This is a genomic window from Pseudomonas sp. NBRC 111138, assembly GCF_001320835.1.
Lineage (GTDB): Bacteria > Pseudomonadota > Gammaproteobacteria > Pseudomonadales > Pseudomonadaceae > Aquipseudomonas > Aquipseudomonas paracarnis.
The window spans coordinates 71,333-91,022 of the sequence record NZ_BCBO01000069.1 but is presented as its reverse complement, the minus strand read 5'-3'; the positions used below and the strand labels follow the sequence as shown (position 1 = coordinate 91,022).

Genomic DNA, 19,690 nt, shown 5'->3' with positions numbered 1-19,690 from the left:
ATCTCCTCAGGCGGCGTTCTTGAGTTTCGGGTCCAGCGCATCGCGCAGGCCGTCACCCATCAAGTTGATTGCCAGCACGCTGAGCAAAATGGTCAAGCCAGGCAGGCTCACGACCCACCAGGCGCGTTCGATGTAATCTCGGGCCGAAGCCAGCATGGTGCCCCACTCAGGGGTTGGCGGTTGTACGCCAAGGCCGAGGAAGCCCAGGGCCGCGGCATCGAGAATCGCCGAGGAAAAGCTCAAGGTCGCTTGTACGATCAGCGGCGCCATGCAGTTAGGCAGCACGGTGATGAACATCAGGCGTGGCAGGCCGGCGCCAGCGAGGCGGGCGGCAGTCACGTAGTCGCGGTTCAGTTCGCCCATCACGGCGGCGCGGGTCAGGCGCACATAGGATGGCAACGACACGATGGCGATGGCGATCACGGTGTTGATCAGGCCAGGGCCGAGGATGGCGACAATCGCCACGGCCAGCAGCAGCGATGGCAGGGCCAGCATGATGTCCATGAGACGCATGATGGTTGGGCCGAGCAAGCGCGGGAAGAACCCGGCGAACAGGCCCAGCAGGATACCCGGGATCAGCGACATCACCACCGACGACAAACCGATCAGCAACGATAGACGCGAGCCCTGGATCAGGCGCGAGAGCAAGTCACGGCCCAGTTCGTCGGTGCCCAGCAGAAATTGCATTTGCCCGCCCTCTAACCACGCCGGTGGTGTGAGCAGGAAGTCACGGTATTGCTCGCTGGGGTTATGCGGTGCAACCCACGGGGCGAAGATCGCGCAGAACACGATCAGCAACATGAACAGCAGGCCGGCGACCGCGCCTTTGTTCTTGGAGAAGGCTTGCCAGAATTCTTTGTACGGGGACGGGTACAGCAGGCTCTGATCGACTGCTGACACTTGAGTAGGTGTGGTCATGGTCATGATCTCAGCGCTGGTGACGGATGCGTGGGTTGGCGAAGCCGTAGAGGATATCCACCACGAAGTTCACCAGGATCACCAGGCAGGCGATCAGCAGAATGCCGTTCTGCACCACCGGGTAGTCCCGCGCGCCAATGGCTTCGATCAGCCATTTGCCGATGCCGGGCCACGAGAAGATGGTTTCGGTCAGTACCGCACCGGCCAGCAGCGTGCCGACTTGCAGGCCGACCACGGTGAGCACCGGGATCAGTGCGTTACGCAGGCCGTGCACGAACACCACGCGGGCTGGCGACAGGCCCTTGGCCTTGGCGGTACGGATGTAGTCCTCACGCAGCACTTCGAGCATCGACGAACGGGTCATGCGCGCGATCACCGCCAGCGGGATGGTGCCGAGTACGATGGCCGGCAGGATCAGGTGGTGCAATGCATCCCAGAACGCGTCCGGCTCGTCGGCCAGCAGGGTGTCGATCAGCATGAAGCCGGTGCGCGGCTCGATGTCATAGAGCAGGTCGATACGCCCGGATACCGGGGTCCAGCCCAGGCTTACCGAGAAGAACATGATCAGGATCAGGCCCCACCAGAAGATCGGCATCGAATACCCCGCCAGGGAGATGCCCATCACCCCATGGTCGAACAGGGATCCTCGCTTGAGTGCCGCGATCACCCCGGCCAACAGGCCCAGGATACCGGCGAACAACAGCGCGGCCATGGACAGCTCCAGGGTCGCGGGGAAGAGAGCGGTGAATTCGGTCCACACGCTGGTGCGTGTGCGCAGCGATTCGCCAAGGTCGCCCTGGGCGAGCTTGCCGACATAGTCCAGGTATTGCGCATACAGCGGCTTGTTAAGGCCAAGGCGCTCCATTGCCTGTGCGTGCATTTCGGGGTCAACCCGTCGCTCGCCCATCATGACTTCTACGGGGTCGCCTGGAATCATGCGAATCAACGCAAAGGTCAGCAACGTGATGCCGAAGAACGTGGGGATCAATAACCCCAGTCGGCGGGCAATAAAACTAAACATCTTGGTGTGTACCTCAATCAGCCGGTTAGGCAGGTCCGGCACCGTCAGTGTCGACGGTGCCGAGCGTTTTTCTTATTACTTCACCTGGGTGGTGGCGAAGTTATTCGTACCCAGAGGGCTTTGGATGAAGCCTTCTACGTTCTTGCGCATGGCGGTGAACAGTTTCGGGTAAGCCATGGGAAGCCATGGTTGGTCTTTTTCGAAGACATCCTGTGCTTGTTCATAGAGCGCGGCCCGTAAGGCCGGTTCCTTTTCCGCACGAGCTTTGTCGATCAAGTCCTGAAACTCTTTGTTACACCAGCGGGCGTAGTTTTCGCCGTTTTTTGCCGCATCGCAACTCAGGTTCGGGGTGAGGAAGTTATCCGGGTCGCCGTTATCACCGACCCAGCCTGCCGACACCATGTCGTGCTCGCCGTTTTTAGCGCGTTTGAGCATTTCGCCCCATTCCATGACTTTGATATTGACCTTCAGGCCAACCTGCGCCAGATCCGCCTGCATACGCTGGGCGCCGAGCATCGGGTTAGGGTTTGTCGGGCCGCCGCCGTTACGGGTGAACAGCGTGAACTCGGTGCCTTCCGGCACGCCGGCTTCCTTGAGCAGGGCGCGCGCCTTATCCAGGTCGCGCGGTGGGTTTTTCAGCTTTTCACTGAAACCCAGCAAGGTCGGCGGATACGGGCCGGTGCCCACGACTGCATTGCCTTTGCCGAACAGCGCTTCGGTATAACCGGCCTTGTCGAACGCGATGTTGATCGCGTGACGTACTCGGGCATCGCTCATGTATTTGCGAGTGGTGTTCAATGCGGTGTAGCTGGTGGTCATCGCCGCCAGTTCATCGACCTTCAGGTTCGGGTCTTTCTTGATGCTTGGAATGTCATCCGGCTTGGGGAACAACGCGATCTGACATTCGTTGGCCTTGAGCTTTTGCAGGCGCACGTTGTTATCGGTGGTGATCGCCAGAATCAGCGGGTCGACCGCCGGCTTGCCGCGGAAGTAGTCCGGGTTGGCCTTGAAGCGCGCCTGGGCATCTTTCTGATAACGATTGAAGACGAATGGGCCAGTGCCGATAGGCTTGGCGTTGAGGTCTTCAGTTTTACCGGACTTGAGCAACTGGTCGGCGTATTCCTTCGAGTGGATTGAAGAGAATGCCATACCCAGGTCGGCCAGAAACGGAGCTTCCGGACGGGTCAAGGTAAAGACGACGGTGTGATCGTCGGTCTTTTCTACGCTCTTGAGCAGTTCCTTGAACCCCATGCTTTCGAAGTACGGGTAGCCCACGAGGGACTTGTTATGCCACGGGTGATTCGGGTCCAGCTGGCGCTGGAAGCTCCAAAGCACATCATCGGCATTCAGGTTGCGCGTGGGTTTGAAATAGTCGGTGGTGTGGAACTTGATGTCGTCACGCAGATGGAAGGTGTAGGTCAGGCCATCGGCGCTGATTTCCGGCAGGTCTTTGGCCAGGGCAGGGACCACTTCAGTGGTGCCGGGCTTGAAGTCCACCAGGCGGTTGAACATGGTTTCAGCGGCGGCGTCAGCAGTCACAGCAGTGGTGTACAGGACCGGGTCGAAACCTTCCGGGCTGGCTTCGGTGCAGACCACCAGCGGTTTGGCCGAAACGCCGATCGCCACGCTCAACAGCGCAGCGGCCATGGCGGCTTGTAGTGGGAGCATTTTCATTCAGAGCCCTCTGCAATCGATGGAGCCAGAAAAGCGTAGGCGGCGGGCTCGTCCTGAGCTCGCCGCCTGCCTGGCGCTAATTAAAGGATGTTGAACGGGATGGTGGTAACCAGACGGAACTCTTTGATGCTGCCGTCGGACTGGAACTCGCTGCCACGGTGCTCAACATAGGTTGCGCGCACGGTGGTGGCTTTGAGCGGGCCGCTCTGCAGCGCGTAAGAGGCGCCTACACCGTATTCCTGGTGTTTCTCGCCGTCCTGGGACTGGATGCCGTCATAAGCAAACTTGGCCCGGCCATTGTTGCCGGTGTAGTGGGTACCGTCGATGCCCCAGCCGCGTGCCGAATAAGCGTTGAACTTCAGGCCGGGTACGCCGTATTCAGCCATGTTGATGGCATAGGCGATCTGGAAGGATTTCTCGTTCGGGCCGTTGAAGTCAGACGTCAGGGAGTTGGCCAGGTAGATACCGTTGGTTTCGTGCAGGTAGTCGAAGTACTCGTTACCGTTCACTTGCTGGTAGCCGAAGGTCAGGCTGTGTGCCTGGTGAGTCAGGCCCAGGGAGAGGGAGAAGGTATCGTTGTCGATTTCCCCCATCTCTTTTTTGCCTTCATCGACAGTCTTGTAGTAGTTGAAACCGGTGGTCAGGCCTAACTGCTGCGCGTCGCCCAGCTCGTGGGTGGCGCCGAAGTAGTACTGGTTCCAGAAGTCCTTCACGTTGGCGGCGAAGAAGCTGGTTTTCAGGCTTTTCAGCGGCTGGTAGTTCACACCCAGGGTCGACACTTTGTCGGTTTCTGCGCCATTGCCGTATTCGCTACGGAATTTCGACAGGCTCTGCTCGCTACGTGGCGAAACGCGGTCGAACACGCCGCCCTGGAACGACAGGTTGCTGAATTCTTCGCTGTTGAAGCTCACACCCTGGAAGCTCGAAGGCAGAGCACGGTTGCCGATGGTGTCGACGATGCCGCTGCTGAAGTTCTGGCGACCGGCGGTCAGTGTGGTGTTGGACACGCGGAATTGCACGTTGGCCAGGCCCAGTTTGCTCCACTGGTCTACGGCGTCACCGTTGGAGTCGGCCAGGGTACGGTTGGAGCCGCCTTTGATATCACGCTTGCTGCGATCCAGCACCAGGGCGTTGTACACCGCCACTTCAGTCTTGACCCCTACGGTGCCCTGGGTGAAACCCGAGCTGGCGTTGAGGATGGTGCCCTGCACCCAGTTGGTACGGTTGCGATCGGTCAGGGTCTGGCCGTGCTTCTGGTACGAGAAGGTGCCCCCACGGTATTTGCTTTCATGGGAGTACCAGTTACGCGTGGTGCCGCCCAGGCTGAAATCTTCGATAAAGCCTTTGGCCTCGCTTTGGGCGCTGGTGCCGGCCAGGGTGGTAGGAACGAAGTCCTGGCTTTGCGTTTCAGCGTAGGCGGTAGCCGTGATGCTGCTGATGGCCAAGGCCAGAAGCGCTTTGCTGCTCAGTTTCATGGGTGAAGCTCCTTTGGTTCTCTTTTTTAATGCCGGTCTTTTTGGGTGATCCGGCTATTGGGTGTGGAACTCGTTCAAGCTATTGCAAACGTTTGGCGTAGGAAATTTCCCAACAAAAGCCTGCACGTTTGCCGGGGAGCGTATTTCGCTCCCCGCCATCCGGTTATTTTCTTATGGGTTGATGCTGACGCCCGAGAACACGTTGCGGCCGAAGGGGCTTACCTTGAAGCCTTCGACTTTGGCGCTTAACGGCTGGTTGACCGTCGAGTGGGCGATGGGCGTGATCGGCACCTGCTGCTTGAGCAATTGCTGCGCCTGTTTGTACAGAACAGTCCTTTGTTCGCGGTCGGTCACGACCTTGGCTTGCTTGATCAGCTTGTCGTACGCCGGGTCGCACCACATGGAGTAGTTGTTCCCGCCGATGGCGTCGCAGCTGTAGAGGGTGCCGAGCCAGTTGTCCGGGTCACCGTTGTCGCCGGTCCAACCGATCAGGCTGACATCGTGCTCACCGTTCTTGGTGCGCTTGATGTACTCGCCCCATTCATAGCTGACGATCTTGACCTTGAGGCCGATCTTGGCCCAGTCGTTCTGTAGCATTTCCGCCATCAGCTTGGCGTTGGGGTTGTACGGGCGTTGCACTGGCATGGCCCACAGGGTGATCTCGGTGCCTTCCTTGACCCCGGCGGCCTTGAGCAACTGCTTGGCTTTTTCCGGGTCGTAGGTGGCGTCCTTGATGCTGTCGTCGTAGGACCACTGCGTCGGCGGCATGGCGTTGACCGCCAGTTGCCCGGCGCCCTGGTACACAGCATTGAGGATGCTCTGCTTGTTCACCGCCATGTCCAGCGCCTGGCGTACTTCAAGCTGATCGAATGGCTTGTGGCGCACGTTGTAGGAGATATAGCCCAGGTTAAAGCCCGGCTTGGTCAGCAGTTGCAGGTTCGGGTCGGCCTTGAGGGCCTCGACATCGGCAGGGCGTGGATGCAAGGTCACCTGGCATTCGCCGGCCTTGAGCTTCTGTACGCGTACCGAGGCGTCGGTGTTGATGGCGAAGATCAGTTGGTCCAGCTTGACGCGGCTCGGGTCCCAGTACTGCTTGTTGCCCACGTAGCGGATCTGCGAGTCTTTCTGATAGCGCTGGAACACGAACGGGCCAGTGCCGATCGGCTTCTGGTTGATGTCGCTGGGCCGGCCTTGCTTGAGCAACTGCTCGGCGTATTCCGCCGAAAGGATCGCGGCAAAGCTCATGGCGATGTTCTGCACGAACGCGGCGTCGACCGTGTTCAGCGTCATCACCACGGTGTACGGGTCGGTTTTCTCGACCTTGGCGATGTTCTTGTTCAGGCTCATCCCGTTGAAGTACGGAAACTCGGTGGGGTAGGCCTTGCGGAACGGGTGCTCGGGGTCAAGCATGCGGTTGAAGGTGAACAGCACGTCGTCGGCGTTGAAGTCCCGTGTCGGCTTGAATTCCTTGTTGCTGTGGAACTTCACCCCTTCACGTAGGTGGAAGGTGTAGGTCAGGCCATCCGGGGAAATATCCCACTTGGTTGCAAGCCCAGGGACGACGTCGGTCGCGCCTTTTTCGAACTCCACCAAACGGTTATACAAAGGTTCCGCCGCATCGTTGTCGGTCGCGGTGGTGTATTGCGCAGTGTCAAACCCTGCCGGGCTGCCTTCGGAGCAGAACACCAGGCTTTTTTTCTCGGCGGCTTGGCCCATGGTGGCCATGGCCAGCAGGCTGGTGGCAAACAGAGCGGATACAACGGTGGTATGGCGCATGACGATCCCGGTCCTTGTTTGTAGTTATCAACAGCGAGCCTTCCTGCTGGCTTACAGCCAGGCAGACATCACTGATCCCACACACAGCAAGTGCCCTTCCCAGAGTGATGCCTCTGCTGTCCTACGACCTTATGGGGCGCTGACCTTGCAGTAAATGCGTCAATTCTGACTGACCTTGTAGGCAACGGAGGCACGGGTCGCAGTTCATTGCTGTAAGACGGCAACGCTTGCAAACGTAGTCTGTTTCCTAAGGTCCAGGCGGATGGAATAACGGCGACGTTATGAAACGTCGCCGTTATTGAACCTTACTTGCCGCTGACGCTAACGCCGTAGAAGGAGTTCAAGCCAAACGGGCTGATCTTGAAGTCCTGCACGGTATTACGCATGGGTTGATACACCGTCGAGTGCGCGATAGGTGTCATCGGGACTGCATCTTTGAGGATATGTTGCGCCTGCTTATACAGCTCGGTGCGTTTGGCGACATCCGATGTGGCCTTGGCTTCTTTAACGATGCCGTCGAATTTCTTGTCGCACCATTTGGAGAAGTTGTTGCCCGACAGCGAGTCGCAGCCGAACAGCACGTTCAGCCAGTTGTCCGGGTCACCATTGTCGCCGCTCCAGCCAATGATCATGGCCTGGTTCTCGCCGCCTTTGGAGCGCTTGATGTACTCGCCCCACTCGTAGCTGACGATGTTGACCTTCAGGCCGATCTGTTTCCAGTCGTTCTGCAGCATCTCGGCCATCAATTTGGCGTTGGGGTTGTAGGGGCGCTGGACCGGCATGGCCCACAGGGTGATCTCGGTGCCTTCCTTGACGCCAGCGGCCTTGAGCAATTCCTTGGCCTTGGCAGGATCGTACTTGGCATCCTTGATGGTGGTGTCATAGGACCACTGGGTCGGCGGCATGGCGTTGACCGCCAGTTGGCCGGCACCCTGGTACACGGAGTCGATGATCTGCTGCTTGTTCACCGACATGTCCAGGGCTTCACGGACGCGCAGGTCAGCCAGCGGGTTCGCGGCGGTCTGGCCCTTGAGTACTGGCATGACGTTATAGGCGATGTAGCCCAGGTTGAAACCGGCCTGGTGCGGCAGTTTCAGGTCCTTGTCCTCACCCAGCGCCTTGAGGTCGGCCGGACGTGGGAACAGGGTGATCTGGCATTCGTTTTTCTTGAGCTTCTGGATACGCACCGACGGGTCGGTGGTGATAGCGAAGATCAGGTTATCGATCTTCACGTCTTCAGGTTTCCAGTAGTCCTTGTTGCCGGTGTAGCGAATGTTCGAGTCTTTCTGGTAGCTCTTGAACACGAACGGGCCAGTGCCGACCGGCTTCTGGTTGATGTCGGCAGGCTTGCCTTCCTTCAACAACTGCGCAGCGTATTCGGCGGACTGGATCGAGGCGAAGCTCATGGCCAGGTTCTGGATGAACGCGGCGTCCACGGTGCCAAGGGTGAACTTGACGGTGTGGTCATCGATTTTTTCGATGTTCTTGATGTTGGTGTCCATCCCCATGTCCGTGAAGTACGGGAACTCGGTGGGGTAGGCCTTACGGAATGGATCGTCTTTATTGATCATCCGGTTGAAGGTAAACAGTACGTCGTCAGCCGAAAATTCACGAGTTGGCTTGAAGTACGGGGTGGTATGGAACTTGACGCCTTCGCGAAGGTGGAAGGTGTACGTCAGGCCATCCGGGGACACGTCCCAGCTAGTGGCCAGGCCAGGAACGACGGCGGTGCCGCCACGTTCGAACTGGCTCAGGCGGTTGAACATGGTTTCGGCCGAGGCATCGAAGTCTGTTCCGGTGGTGTACTGGCCTGGATCAAAACCGGCCGGGCTCCCTTCGGAGCAGAACACCAGGTTAGTTGCCGCAAGGGCTACGGGGGCTGCGGCCATAAGGCCAGCGCTCACTAATAACGGAAGGACTGCGTGTTTAAGCATGTTGGCCTCATGATTTGTTGTCATTTTTGGTGGTGAGGGCGACCTCGTGAGTCGGCCTGCGGATACTTATGCAGGCGCCATACCCAATGCAAGATGCAGAGCGGTTGCAAAGGGAAAACTGTGGTACGAACGTACAGGAATGTCGCAATTATGAAAGTTTCGACACAAAAGTGCCTGTTTGGAGGGTTTTTTCGGTGCAAATGGCGCACCAAAAAAGCCCAGCCGAGGCGTCTAGCGCACTCGGTTGGGGCGCGGCTGTTACTTATCTAGACCCACACCGTAGAACGGCGTTAGCCCAAACGGGCTGATCTTGAAGTCACGCACTTGCTTGCGCATAGGCTGGAAAACCGTCGAGTTCGCAATAGGCGTTATAGGTACTTGTTCCTTAAGGATTTTCTGTGCCTGTTGATACCACTTGATGCGCTGCTCGCGGTCGCTGCTGACCTTGGCTTGCTGCACCAGCTTGTCATACGCCGGGTTACACCATTTGGCGTAGTTGCTGCCCTTGACCGCAGCACAACTGTAGAGCACGCCCAGCCAGTTATCGGGGTCGCCGTTGTCGCCGGTCCAGCCATAAATCATTGCATCGTGTTCGCCATTTTTGGCGCGTTTGATGTATTCGCCCCACTCATAGCTGACGATGTTGGCCTTGATGCCGACCTTGGCCCAATCCTGTTGAATCATTTGTGCAGACATCCGCGCATTCGGATTTGAGGCGCGTTGTACGGTCATTGCCCACAGGTTGATGGTGGTACCTGGTGCAACCCCTGCTTCTTTTAGTAGCAACCTTGCCTTGGTCGGGTCGTAGGGGGCGTCCTGGATTTTCGGGTCATAAGACCACTGCGCGGGAGGTAGTGCGTTCTGCGCCAATTGCCCGGCGCCCTGGTACACGGCCTTGATGATTGCGGGCTTGTCGATGGCCATGTCCAGTGCCTGGCGAACCTTGAGTTGATCCAGCGGCGGGTGAGTCACGTTATAGGCCAGGAAGCCCAGGTTGAAGCCCGCTTGTTGCAGTACGCGCAGGTTGGGGTCTTGCTTCATCACCTCGATATCGGCGGGGCGTGGGTAACCGCTGACCTGGCATTCGCCCGCCTTGAGTTTCTGCAGGCGCGCGGCGGCGTCCGGGGTGATGGCGAACACCAGGTTATCGAGCTTCACATCCTCGGGCTTCCAATACTGTTTATTGGCCACATAACGGATCTGCGAGTCTTTCTGGTAGCGCTTGAACACAAACGGCCCGGTGCCGACCGGTTGCTGGTTGATCTGCTCCGCCTTGCCTTGTTTCAACAACTGGGTGGCGTATTCGGCCGATTGCACAGAGGCGAAGCTCATGGCCAGGTTTTGCACGAACGAAGCATCGACCGTGTTCAGGTTGAACCGCACGCTGCGTTCGTCGAGTTTTTCGACGTTCTTGATCGTGGTGTTCAAGCCCATGTCGGTGAAGTAGGGCGACTCTGAGGGGTAGGCCTTGCGAAACGGGCTGTCGGCATCGAGCAGGCGATTAAAAGTGAACAGCACGTCATCGGCGTTGAAGTCACGAGTCGGGGTGAAGAAGTCGGTGGTATGGAACTTGACGCCTTCACGCAGGTGAAAGGTGTAGGTCAGGCCATCCTTGGAAACATCCCAACTGGTGGCCAGGCCAGGTTCGACTTCGGTACCGCCGCGCTTGAACTGGGTCAGGCGGTTGAACACGGTTTCGGCGGACGCATCGAAATCGGTGCCGCTGGTGTACTGGCTGGGGTCGAAGCCGGCGGGGCTGGCTTCGGAGCAGTAGACCAGGGTGGTGGCTGCCTGGGTCATTGGTATAAAGGCCAGAAGGCTTGCGGCGAGGAGCAGTGGCTTGACGGCGATTTTTTCCATGGAGACCCCTGAGGCGGCGGGCATCTTAAAGCAGCCCAAACAAAAACGGCGGTCACCGAGGTTACCGCCGTTCAGCTGGCTTAGGTAGGGGATACCTTTATGCGGGGGATACCTCTATACGGGTGGGAGCCGACTTATCGATTGTAACGGGCGGGCCGTCTATTTCATTACTTTCACGAAGGGTGAAAGTCCGAGTGGCTGTTATGTTCACGTCATCGACGAGGGTGGACTCACCTCTAACATCATATTTCAGGTGCCATTGGGTGACTATTGTGACCTCGGTCTCATTTTTTAGAGGGTTGTAGTCGATGAAGTACTGCCGGTCGCCAACGCTGCTGCTATAGCCGTCTTTCACTCGCGGAGGTTGCAATTCAAACCACGCAGGAGCGGAAGAACCTTGATGAGCAACCTCTGAAATTGCCGCTCGCATGTCAGGATTGGGCACGGTGCGCTCAAATGTATCGATCCCGTCCCTTACCAGACCCTCACGAATTGACCCTTCTAAGTTATCTGGGATGGTCATTCCTGCTAGCCGCCGGGGTATGTTGATCTCAACGTTCTCCAGGCCAGGGCGTCTTATTGTGTAAGGGTCTCGGTCGATGTCTTTGATAAAGTATTCGGAGTAATTGCTGCTACCAAACGAGGAGGGGGAGGCTGTTTCCGATGCAAGTACGGTGAAATCCGCGCTGTCTGCTGTCCAGGAAAAGACAGGACGATTTTCTAAAATACCGTTATTTTCCCTGAAAGTGACGCCATATTTATAGTTCGCTTGCTCTTCAACGTTGAAATACTTGTCGAATAGGTCAGCGCCTTTCATTTTGGTGCCGTCTAACTCAATAAAATTATCCGATACATGTGCGGGCGTTTTTAAATCGTTACTGGGTGTCGGGGACTCAGGACGTTGCCACGGCCACGGCCATTTTATCCCGCCATCACCCGGTGCCCGCGCCCACTCTCCGTTACGCCCGGGTGTGATGACCATCAGCCCCGCGCCGTTATCGGGGTTGATGACTCTGGCAAATGCATCACCGGTCCGGTAACGCCCCGATATCTCAAATACCTTGCTCGCCCCCGACTCGTCGGTAAGGCGCACTAACTGGCGCAGCACTCCCTGGCTGTCGGTTACTCGATAAACACCCAACGTGTCGCGAGGCGCGTTCTTTATCAGCTGTTCACCCTCCGGGACGGCATATTGCGCCATTGGAATGAGTGAACGGGATCTGGGGAGTGGGGCGTTAACGGAGTCGCTAACCACAGGGGTGCCTGTGGACGTCCCAGGTTGTGGTTCGCGAGCGTTTGCCCTGGGGAGAGGCTGGGGCTTAAGGCGCGGCAGTTCTTTTTCTGCGGGCAGTGCAAAAGGGTCTTCCGGCACAGCACTGGCACCGTAGGAAAACACTGTATTGAGTAAGCCATCGAACGCTTTGGAGGCGCCCTCATCCCGCTCTGTCACGGTGTCGCCAGACGAGGTTTTTTCTGCCCCTAGCGCCACCTCGGTCAACCCGGCCGCCACCGCTGCGGCGGCTACGGGCGCGGCGATGGGCGCGAGTTTGACCAGCAGGCCGGCGGCTACGGTGATGTCGTTCAGCCAAGTATCGCGAATCACCTCGCTGTCGGACTTGATGACTACATCGGCGTCACTGTTCATCCGTTCTTTGGCGGCCGTCGCCAATGTGGAAAAAACGTCGTCTTTAATGGCAGCGTGGCTGCGGTCAATCGCTGACCCCTTCAACTCACCACTGGCCATTTTCGCCAAGAGGGTGTCCAGGCCATCCTTCTTTTCGCCCACATGGGTGAACCACAGAATGGGCATCAGTACTTTTGCCGCGCGTTCAGCAAAGCTCTTGGTCTGGTCCTGGCGATAGATCATCGGGAAGTGAGCCGCCAGTGCTTCGCGTTTTGCAGGGTCCTTGGCTTGCTCGAGCAGCCACTGATCCAGCTTCTCAATAGAATCAAAGCGCAAGAATGCGGGTTCGGCGCCCGGTATATAGAGCACTTGCCGGCCACCGTCCGCAGCGCTGAATCTCACTATATCGCTGGACGTAACCCCGTGGAGGCTCAGGGCATGCGCTTGAACGTTGCCGTTTGCCGGTGCTTTGGCCTTGAGTTGTTCCACGGTGATCGGGGCGTTTTCATCGAGCGTAAGGTTGGACACGGCACCCATCACCAAACGGTAGTCGTCACGGGTGAACTGGTGCTCGGGCGCTTGCAAGGAACGTTCAAGAGGGGGTCTGCTCTCGGCGCTTTTCAATTGCTTGCGGGCCTGGAAGATGAATTCACCTTTGATCGTCGTCTCATACTCGTCGTTATGCGTGCTCCAGAAGTGGTCAATCTTCTGGGTCATTTGGGTCTGAAAGTCGGTTTTCCAGCTTTCATGCATCACTTGGGACGGCTTGAGGTCGATTTGATTGTGTTTGCCGTAGCCGTCTTTTTCGCTTTGCCCAGCAGGCTGGGTATACAGCCCCGCTTCCAGGTCCAGGTTGCCGGGCACCCAGTCGTGCTCGGAGAAGTTCTTCAGCAAGGCGTCGGGCAAGCGCAGCGAAGACCAGGGTTCTTGAAAGGTGTGTTCCCAGCCGGTCGCAGTGTCTGCGCTTTCGCCACCTTTGAAACGGTTCAAGTACACGGTGTCGGAGTCGATAGGTTTGCCCGTGAGTTTGAGCAGCAGGTCATCCGCCCACTTTTTGGCCTCTGCCCGCGTATTGGGCAGGTTGTCGGCGACGTCAACGGCCAGGCGCTTGTAAGCCAAGGCTTGTGGTGCGGTGCTGTAGTAGTTGGCGGCGTTGTGTTTTTGCACCTGCAGCGCCTGTGGCGAGCGGCTGCTGGCAGGGCGCAGGCGGTCATCGGCGGGGATAGGATCGAAGGTGTCTTTGTGTTCCAGGTGCCTTATTTGTGTTCGAGCCTGTGACAGCTTTTGGGGAAGGGGCACACCTTCAAAGTTGGCCACCACTTTTGCGCTGACCTTGATGGAGTCCTTGCCCAGCCTCACACGTAAATCACCGTTATTTCCAGGGGCGATAATCTTTGCGGCGTCCAGCAATGGTCCTGAAATTTGTCCCCAGCCTGATGAATCCGAGAGATGGAAGGTTTTAGTTTTGCCCTCGACCTTGGCGGACAAGGTACCTGTAGACGGGTTGATTGAAAGCAAGGTGTCCGGGGCGAAGTGTTGTTCCTGCAGCCAGCCTTGTACCACGGCGTTTTCCAAATGCATGCGATACAGCCCAAGCCACTGGCCCAGAGTGCTCTGGGGCGGCACGGTTATAAGCCCGGCATTGCCGTGTAACACCTTACGTTGTGCGGCCTCGAGATAGGCCTTGAGCAGTGCTGTTTCGTCGGGTTGGGCGGTTTTTGCAGTGGGCGGTGTCGCCTGCGCTTGAATGGCCGACGTCGGTTTGGCGACTACGAGTGGCAGCGATAACCTGTGGATTGGGTTGAGTGACAGGGACATAAATTCGGCTCTCATTGTATGAATAAATGCCAGCACATCCCTCCCTGGTAGCTATGGCAGTAATGAGTCGTGGAAGCCGGGCACTTGATTCCTGCGAGATGTACTGCTGGATATGACGTGGCGCTAACGCGCAAAAAAAAGGCGCAACCCCCGTGGGGTTGCGCCGTTGTCCTGTCTAAAAAAGTTACTGTAAAACTTCGATCACGCCGTCGGCGCTCATGTTGACCTGGCTGGTGCCGGCTTCCACTTCAGGCGTCGGTGCTGAATCGGCCATGGCGGCTTTCATCATCATGCCGCCATTGCGGGCGTAGGGCATCGGGTAGCCATTAGTGTTGAAGTTCAGGTTGACGATCTTGTAGCCCTTGCCACCGAGTGCATCGGTAGCCAGTTGCGCACGCGCCTTGAATGCAGCCACGGCATCTTTGAGCAGCGCATCTTCGCTGGCCTTGCGCGTGGCATCGGCGATGGCGAAGTCCATGCTGTCCATCTTCAGAGTGTTGAGCAGCTCGCCGGTAAGTTTGGACAGTGCCGGGAAGTCCGCGCTTTCCATACGCAGTTCTGCACGTTCACGCCAGCCAGTGATCTTCTGGTTCTTGCTGTCGTAGATCGGGTAGCTGTTGCGGCTGCCCTGGCGCAAGGTCACGCCTTTGACTTCGCGAGCCTGGCCCAGCGCCTGGTTCAGGGTGGTGGTGATTTCGGCCGCGAGCTTGGCCGGGTCGGCGTTTTGCGATTCGGTGTAAAGGGTGACGATCATCTTGTCGCGGGCCACTTCCTGGCTGACTTCGGCGCGCAGGGAGATCTGGTTGTAATTCAGTGCATCGGCGGCCATGGCCGGCAGGCTGGCCAGGGCGCTGGCGCTGAGGGTGAGAACAACTGCACTGCGAGTGAAACGAGACATGGAAGCTCCTGGGGATATTCGTGTTCGGTAAGACTGTAGACGTAGCCTTGGGGTTCGTCGGGTTTACCCAATACAAATAAATTTCAGCGTGGCGTGCGCTACCCTCACGCCACGCGAGGACCCTGTTACAGGGTGGCCCCTTTTGGAGTAAACGTCACAGGCTTGTAGCTGAAATTCCACCATTTGAACGGGTGATCGAAAATCGAATACGGGTTGGTCTTCACCGGCTTGAATTCTTTACCCGAAACGCCATCGTCGGGACTGGGATGATCGAAGGTTACAGGGGGTTTGCCACTTTCGTAGATTGTCTGGTTATCTCCCAGGATCTCTTCGGGCGAGTACCTGGCAGTCAGTTCACCTACATAGCCTTTCACTGGGCGTCCGGTGAGCCGCTGAAATTGAGCGGCGAAGGAGTTCTCGCCCTGCGCCCCGGAGTAACAGCTCAGAATGCGAATATTGTCATAGCTCTCCGGGAAGATGCCATTGCGCTTGAGCGTGTTGTACAACCCCTGCGGGGTGTGTTTGCCACCTTTGTAATAAATATGGGTGCCATCGCCATGGCCAATGATGTTGAGGCGATGCTCCAGGCCATTTTTATTCATGTCGGTGAAAATGTGCAGGTTGTCTTCGACTTTGACCAGGTTATCCTTGGTGCCCGTGAGGGTGACCAACTTACCGTCCGTCGACAGTGTTTCGGAGACCGGCGCCACAGGTTCCGATTCGGGGAGTAAGGAGGCAAAGTTATTGTCGACGTTAAGGTCGACCGAGGGCTTGCCCGGATGGGCATCAGTCACTGGCTGCCCAACAGGGCGTTGCGAACTGGCCGAGGCCCCTTCTTCCACCACTGTACCGGCCTGGGACACCAGGCGTGTGGCTACAGGCAGCGCGGCATTGAGCACGCCAAAAATCAAATGACCGACGCCGCCGGGTTTGCCCTTGGCCAAATCGTCGGCGCCAATGCCTGCTTCGGTGATACCCGAGGCCATGTACAGCCCATCCAACGCCAAAGCCACTTCGGGCACGGCGATGGCCACCGGGGCAAAGAGCATCGCGATCATGGCTGCCTTGCTGAGGCCCGACAGGATATTGGCTTTGGTGACGTCGGCATCGGAGGTGATCTGCGACTTGGCGTCGTCGAACGACCGATCGTATTGGCGTTGGCCGATCTGTTGAAAGACATCGGCGGTGGCGTCGATATCAGGGCCGGTATTTGAACGCCCGGTGGCGTTGAAGCGCTGGAGGCTCAAGGTCGTTGCAGGAGGCCAGGTACGGTGGTGCGCATATTTGGGCCACACGGCCATCCCTTTGAGCATTTCACGCACGCCGCTTTTGAACGGGCCGCTGTTCAAGTCCTTGAAGGTGAAGTGTCCTTCCAGTGCCTTGAGTTTTTCCGGGTCTGCGGCCTGGCTCGCCAACCACTGCTTCATTTGCTCTACGCTGTCAAAAGCGTGGATTGGCGAAGAGTTGCCCGGGATGACCAGCAGTGTGCGGTTGATCGGTTTGCCATCGGCACCCTGGCGGGTGTTTTTGTCGGTGATCACCATCAGGTCGGTGGATTTGTATTGCCCTACGCTCAACAGGCCTACGTCTAGTCCAGGATCAGGCGGCGTCGGGCGTGTGAGGTCGTTGAACAGCGTATCGGCCCAGGCCAGGGTGTTGCCAGGCAGCCCCGCTGCGCGCAGGACCAGTTGTTTGTCTTCCTGCGTCAGGCTGCCCTCCTGATGTTGCGAGTGTGCAGCTTTGACGAGTGCCGCCTTGGCCACAATAGGGTATTGACGGTCGTGCTTGTCCCAGAAGTCGTTAAGGAACTCGATGTAGGGGCGCTGGAAGTCGGTGGCCCAGACTTGCTCCTTGAAGTCCTTTGGCGACACTGACAGCTGGGTTGAAGGCGCATAGACCTGCGGGGTGCCGGGCGTGGAGGCGGTATAAATGCCTTGGTAGGTGTGGGTAATGTGGGCCGACTCGCGATTGGGGTTGAATCGGTCGGCGACGTCGAATACGCCTGGTGCAATATGGGGCAGGTGATCGACCAGCCTCACTGCTGGGCCGCCGGCATAATGAGGAACCAGCGCCCCCCTTCCTTCGGGCGTAGTCTGGCTGTTTTTTACCAGGGCGTCCGTCAGTGTAATCTGTTCGACCAGCTTGGCCGGGTAGGGCGGCTTGCCGGTAGTGTTGTAGTTGAACGTCGTCAGATACGTTCTGTCCGGGTCGATGTCCAGGTTCCACTTGTCCTTGAACAGTTGCTTGACCGTCTGCGCGGCATCTTGCGTTACCGACTTGAAGGCCAAGGCCAGGTTCTCGGCATTGCTGGCGCTGTCGATATTGATCCCCACATCCACGGGTACAATTGTTTTGTCATGGGCTCCCACCGTCTTGCCGGGATCGTGGTTCACGCTGACGAGTTCGTAACCGTCACCACCGTTATTGGATAAATCCCTGCGCACGCTTTCCACGAGGTATTGCTCGTTGTTTGGGCTCTGGTCTATCGCACGTCGCTGGCGGCTAAGAGTGGCACCTGATGGCGGTTCAGCGGTGTAGGGCCTTTGAGTGGGGAGTGCGTTATTCATCTGCATGAAAGCGTTCCTGCGTGGCGAGGCATGATGATGCCCATCGGTGGGCGGTAGGCCTCTGGGTGGTCCGGTGCTCACCTTGGTTCCTGTAAGTAATGCGCCAAATTATGTGGGCAGGAGAAGGCCGCGCTGTGGCGGTTTGCCGCATAAGCCCTGCCGTCCTCGTGTCTTGGTTATACTCGGTGCGATATACCTGCAGCGCTCATCAGGAGAGCTCATGCTCGCCGCCGTAAAACTGACTTCCGCCACCCGCCAGAACCTTTGGCGCCTGACGTTCATTCGCACCCTGGTATTGGCCGCACAGGCCGGTTCCGTCGGGCTTGCCTATTGGTTCGACCTGCTGCCGCTGCCCTGGCTGCAATTGGCCGTGACCCTGGGGTTCTCCACCGTATTGTGTGTGTTCACCGCCATTCGACTGCGCACCACTTGGCCTGTGACCGAGCTGGAATACGCCTTGCAACTGGCCTGCGACCTGTTTATCCACAGCGTGTTGCTGTACTTCTCCGGTGGTTCTACCAACCCCTTCGTCTCCTACTACCTGGTGCCTTTGACCATCGCTGCCGTCACCCTGCCGTGGCGCTATTCGGTGGTGCTGTCGGGCATTGCGCTGACGCTGTACACCCTGCTGTTGGCGCAGTTCTACCCCTTGCAGACATTCCCGATCGCCCGGGAAAACCTGCAGATCTACGGGATGTGGTTGAGCTTCGCCCTGTCTGCGGCAGTCATTACCTTCTTTGCCGCGCGCATGGCCGAAGAATTGCGCCGCCAGGAAGAACTGCGCGCCATTCGCCGTGAAGAGGGCCTGCGTGACCAGCAACTGCTGGCCGTTGCCACCCAGGCCGCTGGCGCCGCCCATGAGTTGGGCACGCCGCTGGCGACCATGAGCGTGCTGCTCAAGGAAATGACCCAGGACCATCACGACCCGGCCCTGCAAGATGATTTGAGCGTACTGCAGGAGCAGGTCAAGCAGTGCAAGTTGACACTCCAGCAACTGGTGCGCGCCGCCGAAGCCAACCGCCGTCTGGCGGTCGAAATGCAAGACGTCACCCAGTGGCTCGATGAGGCGCTCAACCGCTGGCACCTGATGCGCCCCGAAGCCAGTTACCGTTTCAACCTGTTGGGCCAAGGCAGCGTACCGCGCATGGCGCCACCGCCGGACTTGACCCAGGCGCTGCTCAACTTGCTGAACAATGCAGCCGACGCCTGCCCTGAAGGCCTCGGGGTGCAGTTGGACTGGGACGCGGAAAACGTCACCATCAGCATTCGTGACCACGGCGCGGGCGTGCCACTGGCCATTGCCGAGCAAATCGGCAAACCCTTCTTTACCACCAAGGGCAAAGGCTTCGGCCTGGGCCTGTTTTTGAGCAAGGCCAGCGTGACCCGCGCGGGCGGCTCAGTGAAGCTCTATAGTCATGAGGAAGGTGGCACGCTCACCGAGCTGCGCCTGCCCCGTGTCGCACGAGGAGATATCGATGAGTGACGAGATCCAAGTCGAAGGCGAAGAACTGCCGCACCTGTTGCTGGTAGATGACGACGCGACCTTTACCCGCGTGATGGCGCGCGCCATGAGCCGGCGCGGTTTTCGCGTCAGCACCGCAGGTTCTGCTGAAGAGGGCCTGACCATCGCCCAGGCCGACCTGCCGGACTACGCCGCCCTCGACCTTAAAATGGACGGCGACTCGGGCCTGGTGCTGCTGCCAAAGCTGCTGGAACTCGACCCGGAAATGCGCGTGGTGATCCTCACCGGTTACTCCAGCATCGCCACCGCCGTCGAGGCGATCAAGCGCGGCGCCTGCAATTACCTGTGCAAACCCGCGGATGCCGACGACGTGCTGGCCGCCTTGCTGTCCGAGCATGCCGACCTCGACACCCTGGTGCCGGAAAATCCGATGTCGGTGGACCGCCTGCAGTGGGAACACATCCAGCGCGTGTTGACCGAACACGAAGGCAACATCTCCGCCACCGCCCGCGCCCTGGGCATGCACCGCCGCACGCTGCAACGCAAGTTGCAGAAGCGCCCGGTACGACGCTGAACGGCGACTGAACAACTCGCTTCAGGCTGCACGGACGCACGAACCGATCACCTATGATCGGTTCAAACGCCTGTGACTTTTTCCTACCG

Annotated in this window: 12 protein-coding genes; 2 read left to right on the top strand and 10 right to left on the bottom strand. The window is 58.3% G+C overall.

The genetic code is table 11. The features are described 5' to 3' along the window. Positions 1-6 precede the first annotated feature (6 nt). The 10 genes from APH41_RS13000 to APH41_RS12955 form a co-directional block, all read right to left on the bottom strand. On the bottom strand, positions 7-918 hold the full coding sequence (locus APH41_RS13000; protein WP_003188486.1) for an ABC transporter permease subunit: 912 nt from the start codon (positions 916-918) through the stop codon (positions 7-9). A gap of 10 nt (positions 919-928) precedes the next feature. Further along, positions 929-1,939, bottom strand: coding sequence for an ABC transporter permease subunit (locus APH41_RS12995; RefSeq protein WP_003171721.1), 1,011 nt, complete (start codon positions 1,937-1,939; stop codon positions 929-931). A 75-nt stretch (positions 1,940-2,014) separates the two neighbouring features. Beyond that, positions 2,015-3,613 (bottom strand): ABC transporter substrate-binding protein, encoded by a 1,599-nt coding sequence (locus APH41_RS12990; protein ID WP_034126280.1) that lies wholly within the window; start codon positions 3,611-3,613, stop codon positions 2,015-2,017. Between the two features lie 80 nt (positions 3,614-3,693). Continuing rightward, on the bottom strand, positions 3,694-5,088 hold the full coding sequence (locus APH41_RS12985) for an OprD family outer membrane porin (RefSeq protein ID WP_003188488.1): 1,395 nt from the start codon (positions 5,086-5,088) through the stop codon (positions 3,694-3,696). A 171-nt stretch (positions 5,089-5,259) separates the two neighbouring features. Then, positions 5,260-6,813, bottom strand: coding sequence for an ABC transporter substrate-binding protein (locus tag APH41_RS12980; protein WP_371262624.1), 1,554 nt, complete (start codon positions 6,811-6,813; stop codon positions 5,260-5,262). Between the two features lie 356 nt (positions 6,814-7,169). After that, positions 7,170-8,798 carry an ABC transporter substrate-binding protein gene (locus tag APH41_RS12975; RefSeq protein ID WP_034126282.1) on the bottom strand — a complete coding sequence of 543 codons (1,629 nt, stop codon included), beginning with the start codon at positions 8,796-8,798 and terminating at the stop codon, positions 7,170-7,172. A gap of 258 nt (positions 8,799-9,056) precedes the next feature. Further along, complete coding sequence (locus APH41_RS12970) at positions 9,057-10,658, bottom strand: ABC transporter substrate-binding protein (protein ID WP_054896908.1); 1,602 nt, start codon at positions 10,656-10,658, stop codon at positions 9,057-9,059. Between the two features lie 97 nt (positions 10,659-10,755). Further along, complete coding sequence (locus APH41_RS12965) at positions 10,756-14,100, bottom strand: dermonecrotic toxin domain-containing protein (RefSeq protein WP_054919351.1); 3,345 nt, start codon at positions 14,098-14,100, stop codon at positions 10,756-10,758. A 184-nt stretch (positions 14,101-14,284) separates the two neighbouring features. Next, the gene (locus tag APH41_RS12960; protein ID WP_034126285.1) at positions 14,285-14,998 is read right to left on the bottom strand and encodes an SIMPL domain-containing protein; all 714 of its coding nucleotides are present in this window, start codon (positions 14,996-14,998) and stop codon (positions 14,285-14,287) included. A gap of 125 nt (positions 14,999-15,123) precedes the next feature. Then, entirely contained in the window at positions 15,124-17,571 is a 2,448-nt protein-coding gene (locus APH41_RS12955) for a dermonecrotic toxin domain-containing protein (protein ID WP_156359049.1), read from the bottom strand. Between the two features lie 214 nt (positions 17,572-17,785). Here APH41_RS12955 and APH41_RS12950 point away from each other — a divergent pair, with 214 nt between their 5' ends. Both APH41_RS12950 and APH41_RS12945 read left to right on the top strand, forming a co-directional pair. Then, positions 17,786-19,048 carry an ATP-binding protein gene (locus APH41_RS12950; protein WP_003188495.1) on the top strand — a complete coding sequence of 421 codons (1,263 nt, stop codon included), beginning with the start codon at positions 17,786-17,788 and terminating at the stop codon, positions 19,046-19,048. Further along, positions 19,041-19,601, top strand: coding sequence for a response regulator transcription factor (locus APH41_RS12945; RefSeq protein ID WP_003171731.1), 561 nt, complete (start codon positions 19,041-19,043; stop codon positions 19,599-19,601). The genes APH41_RS12950 and APH41_RS12945 overlap by 8 nt, the downstream gene beginning before the upstream one ends. Positions 19,602-19,690: the final 89 nt, after the last annotated feature.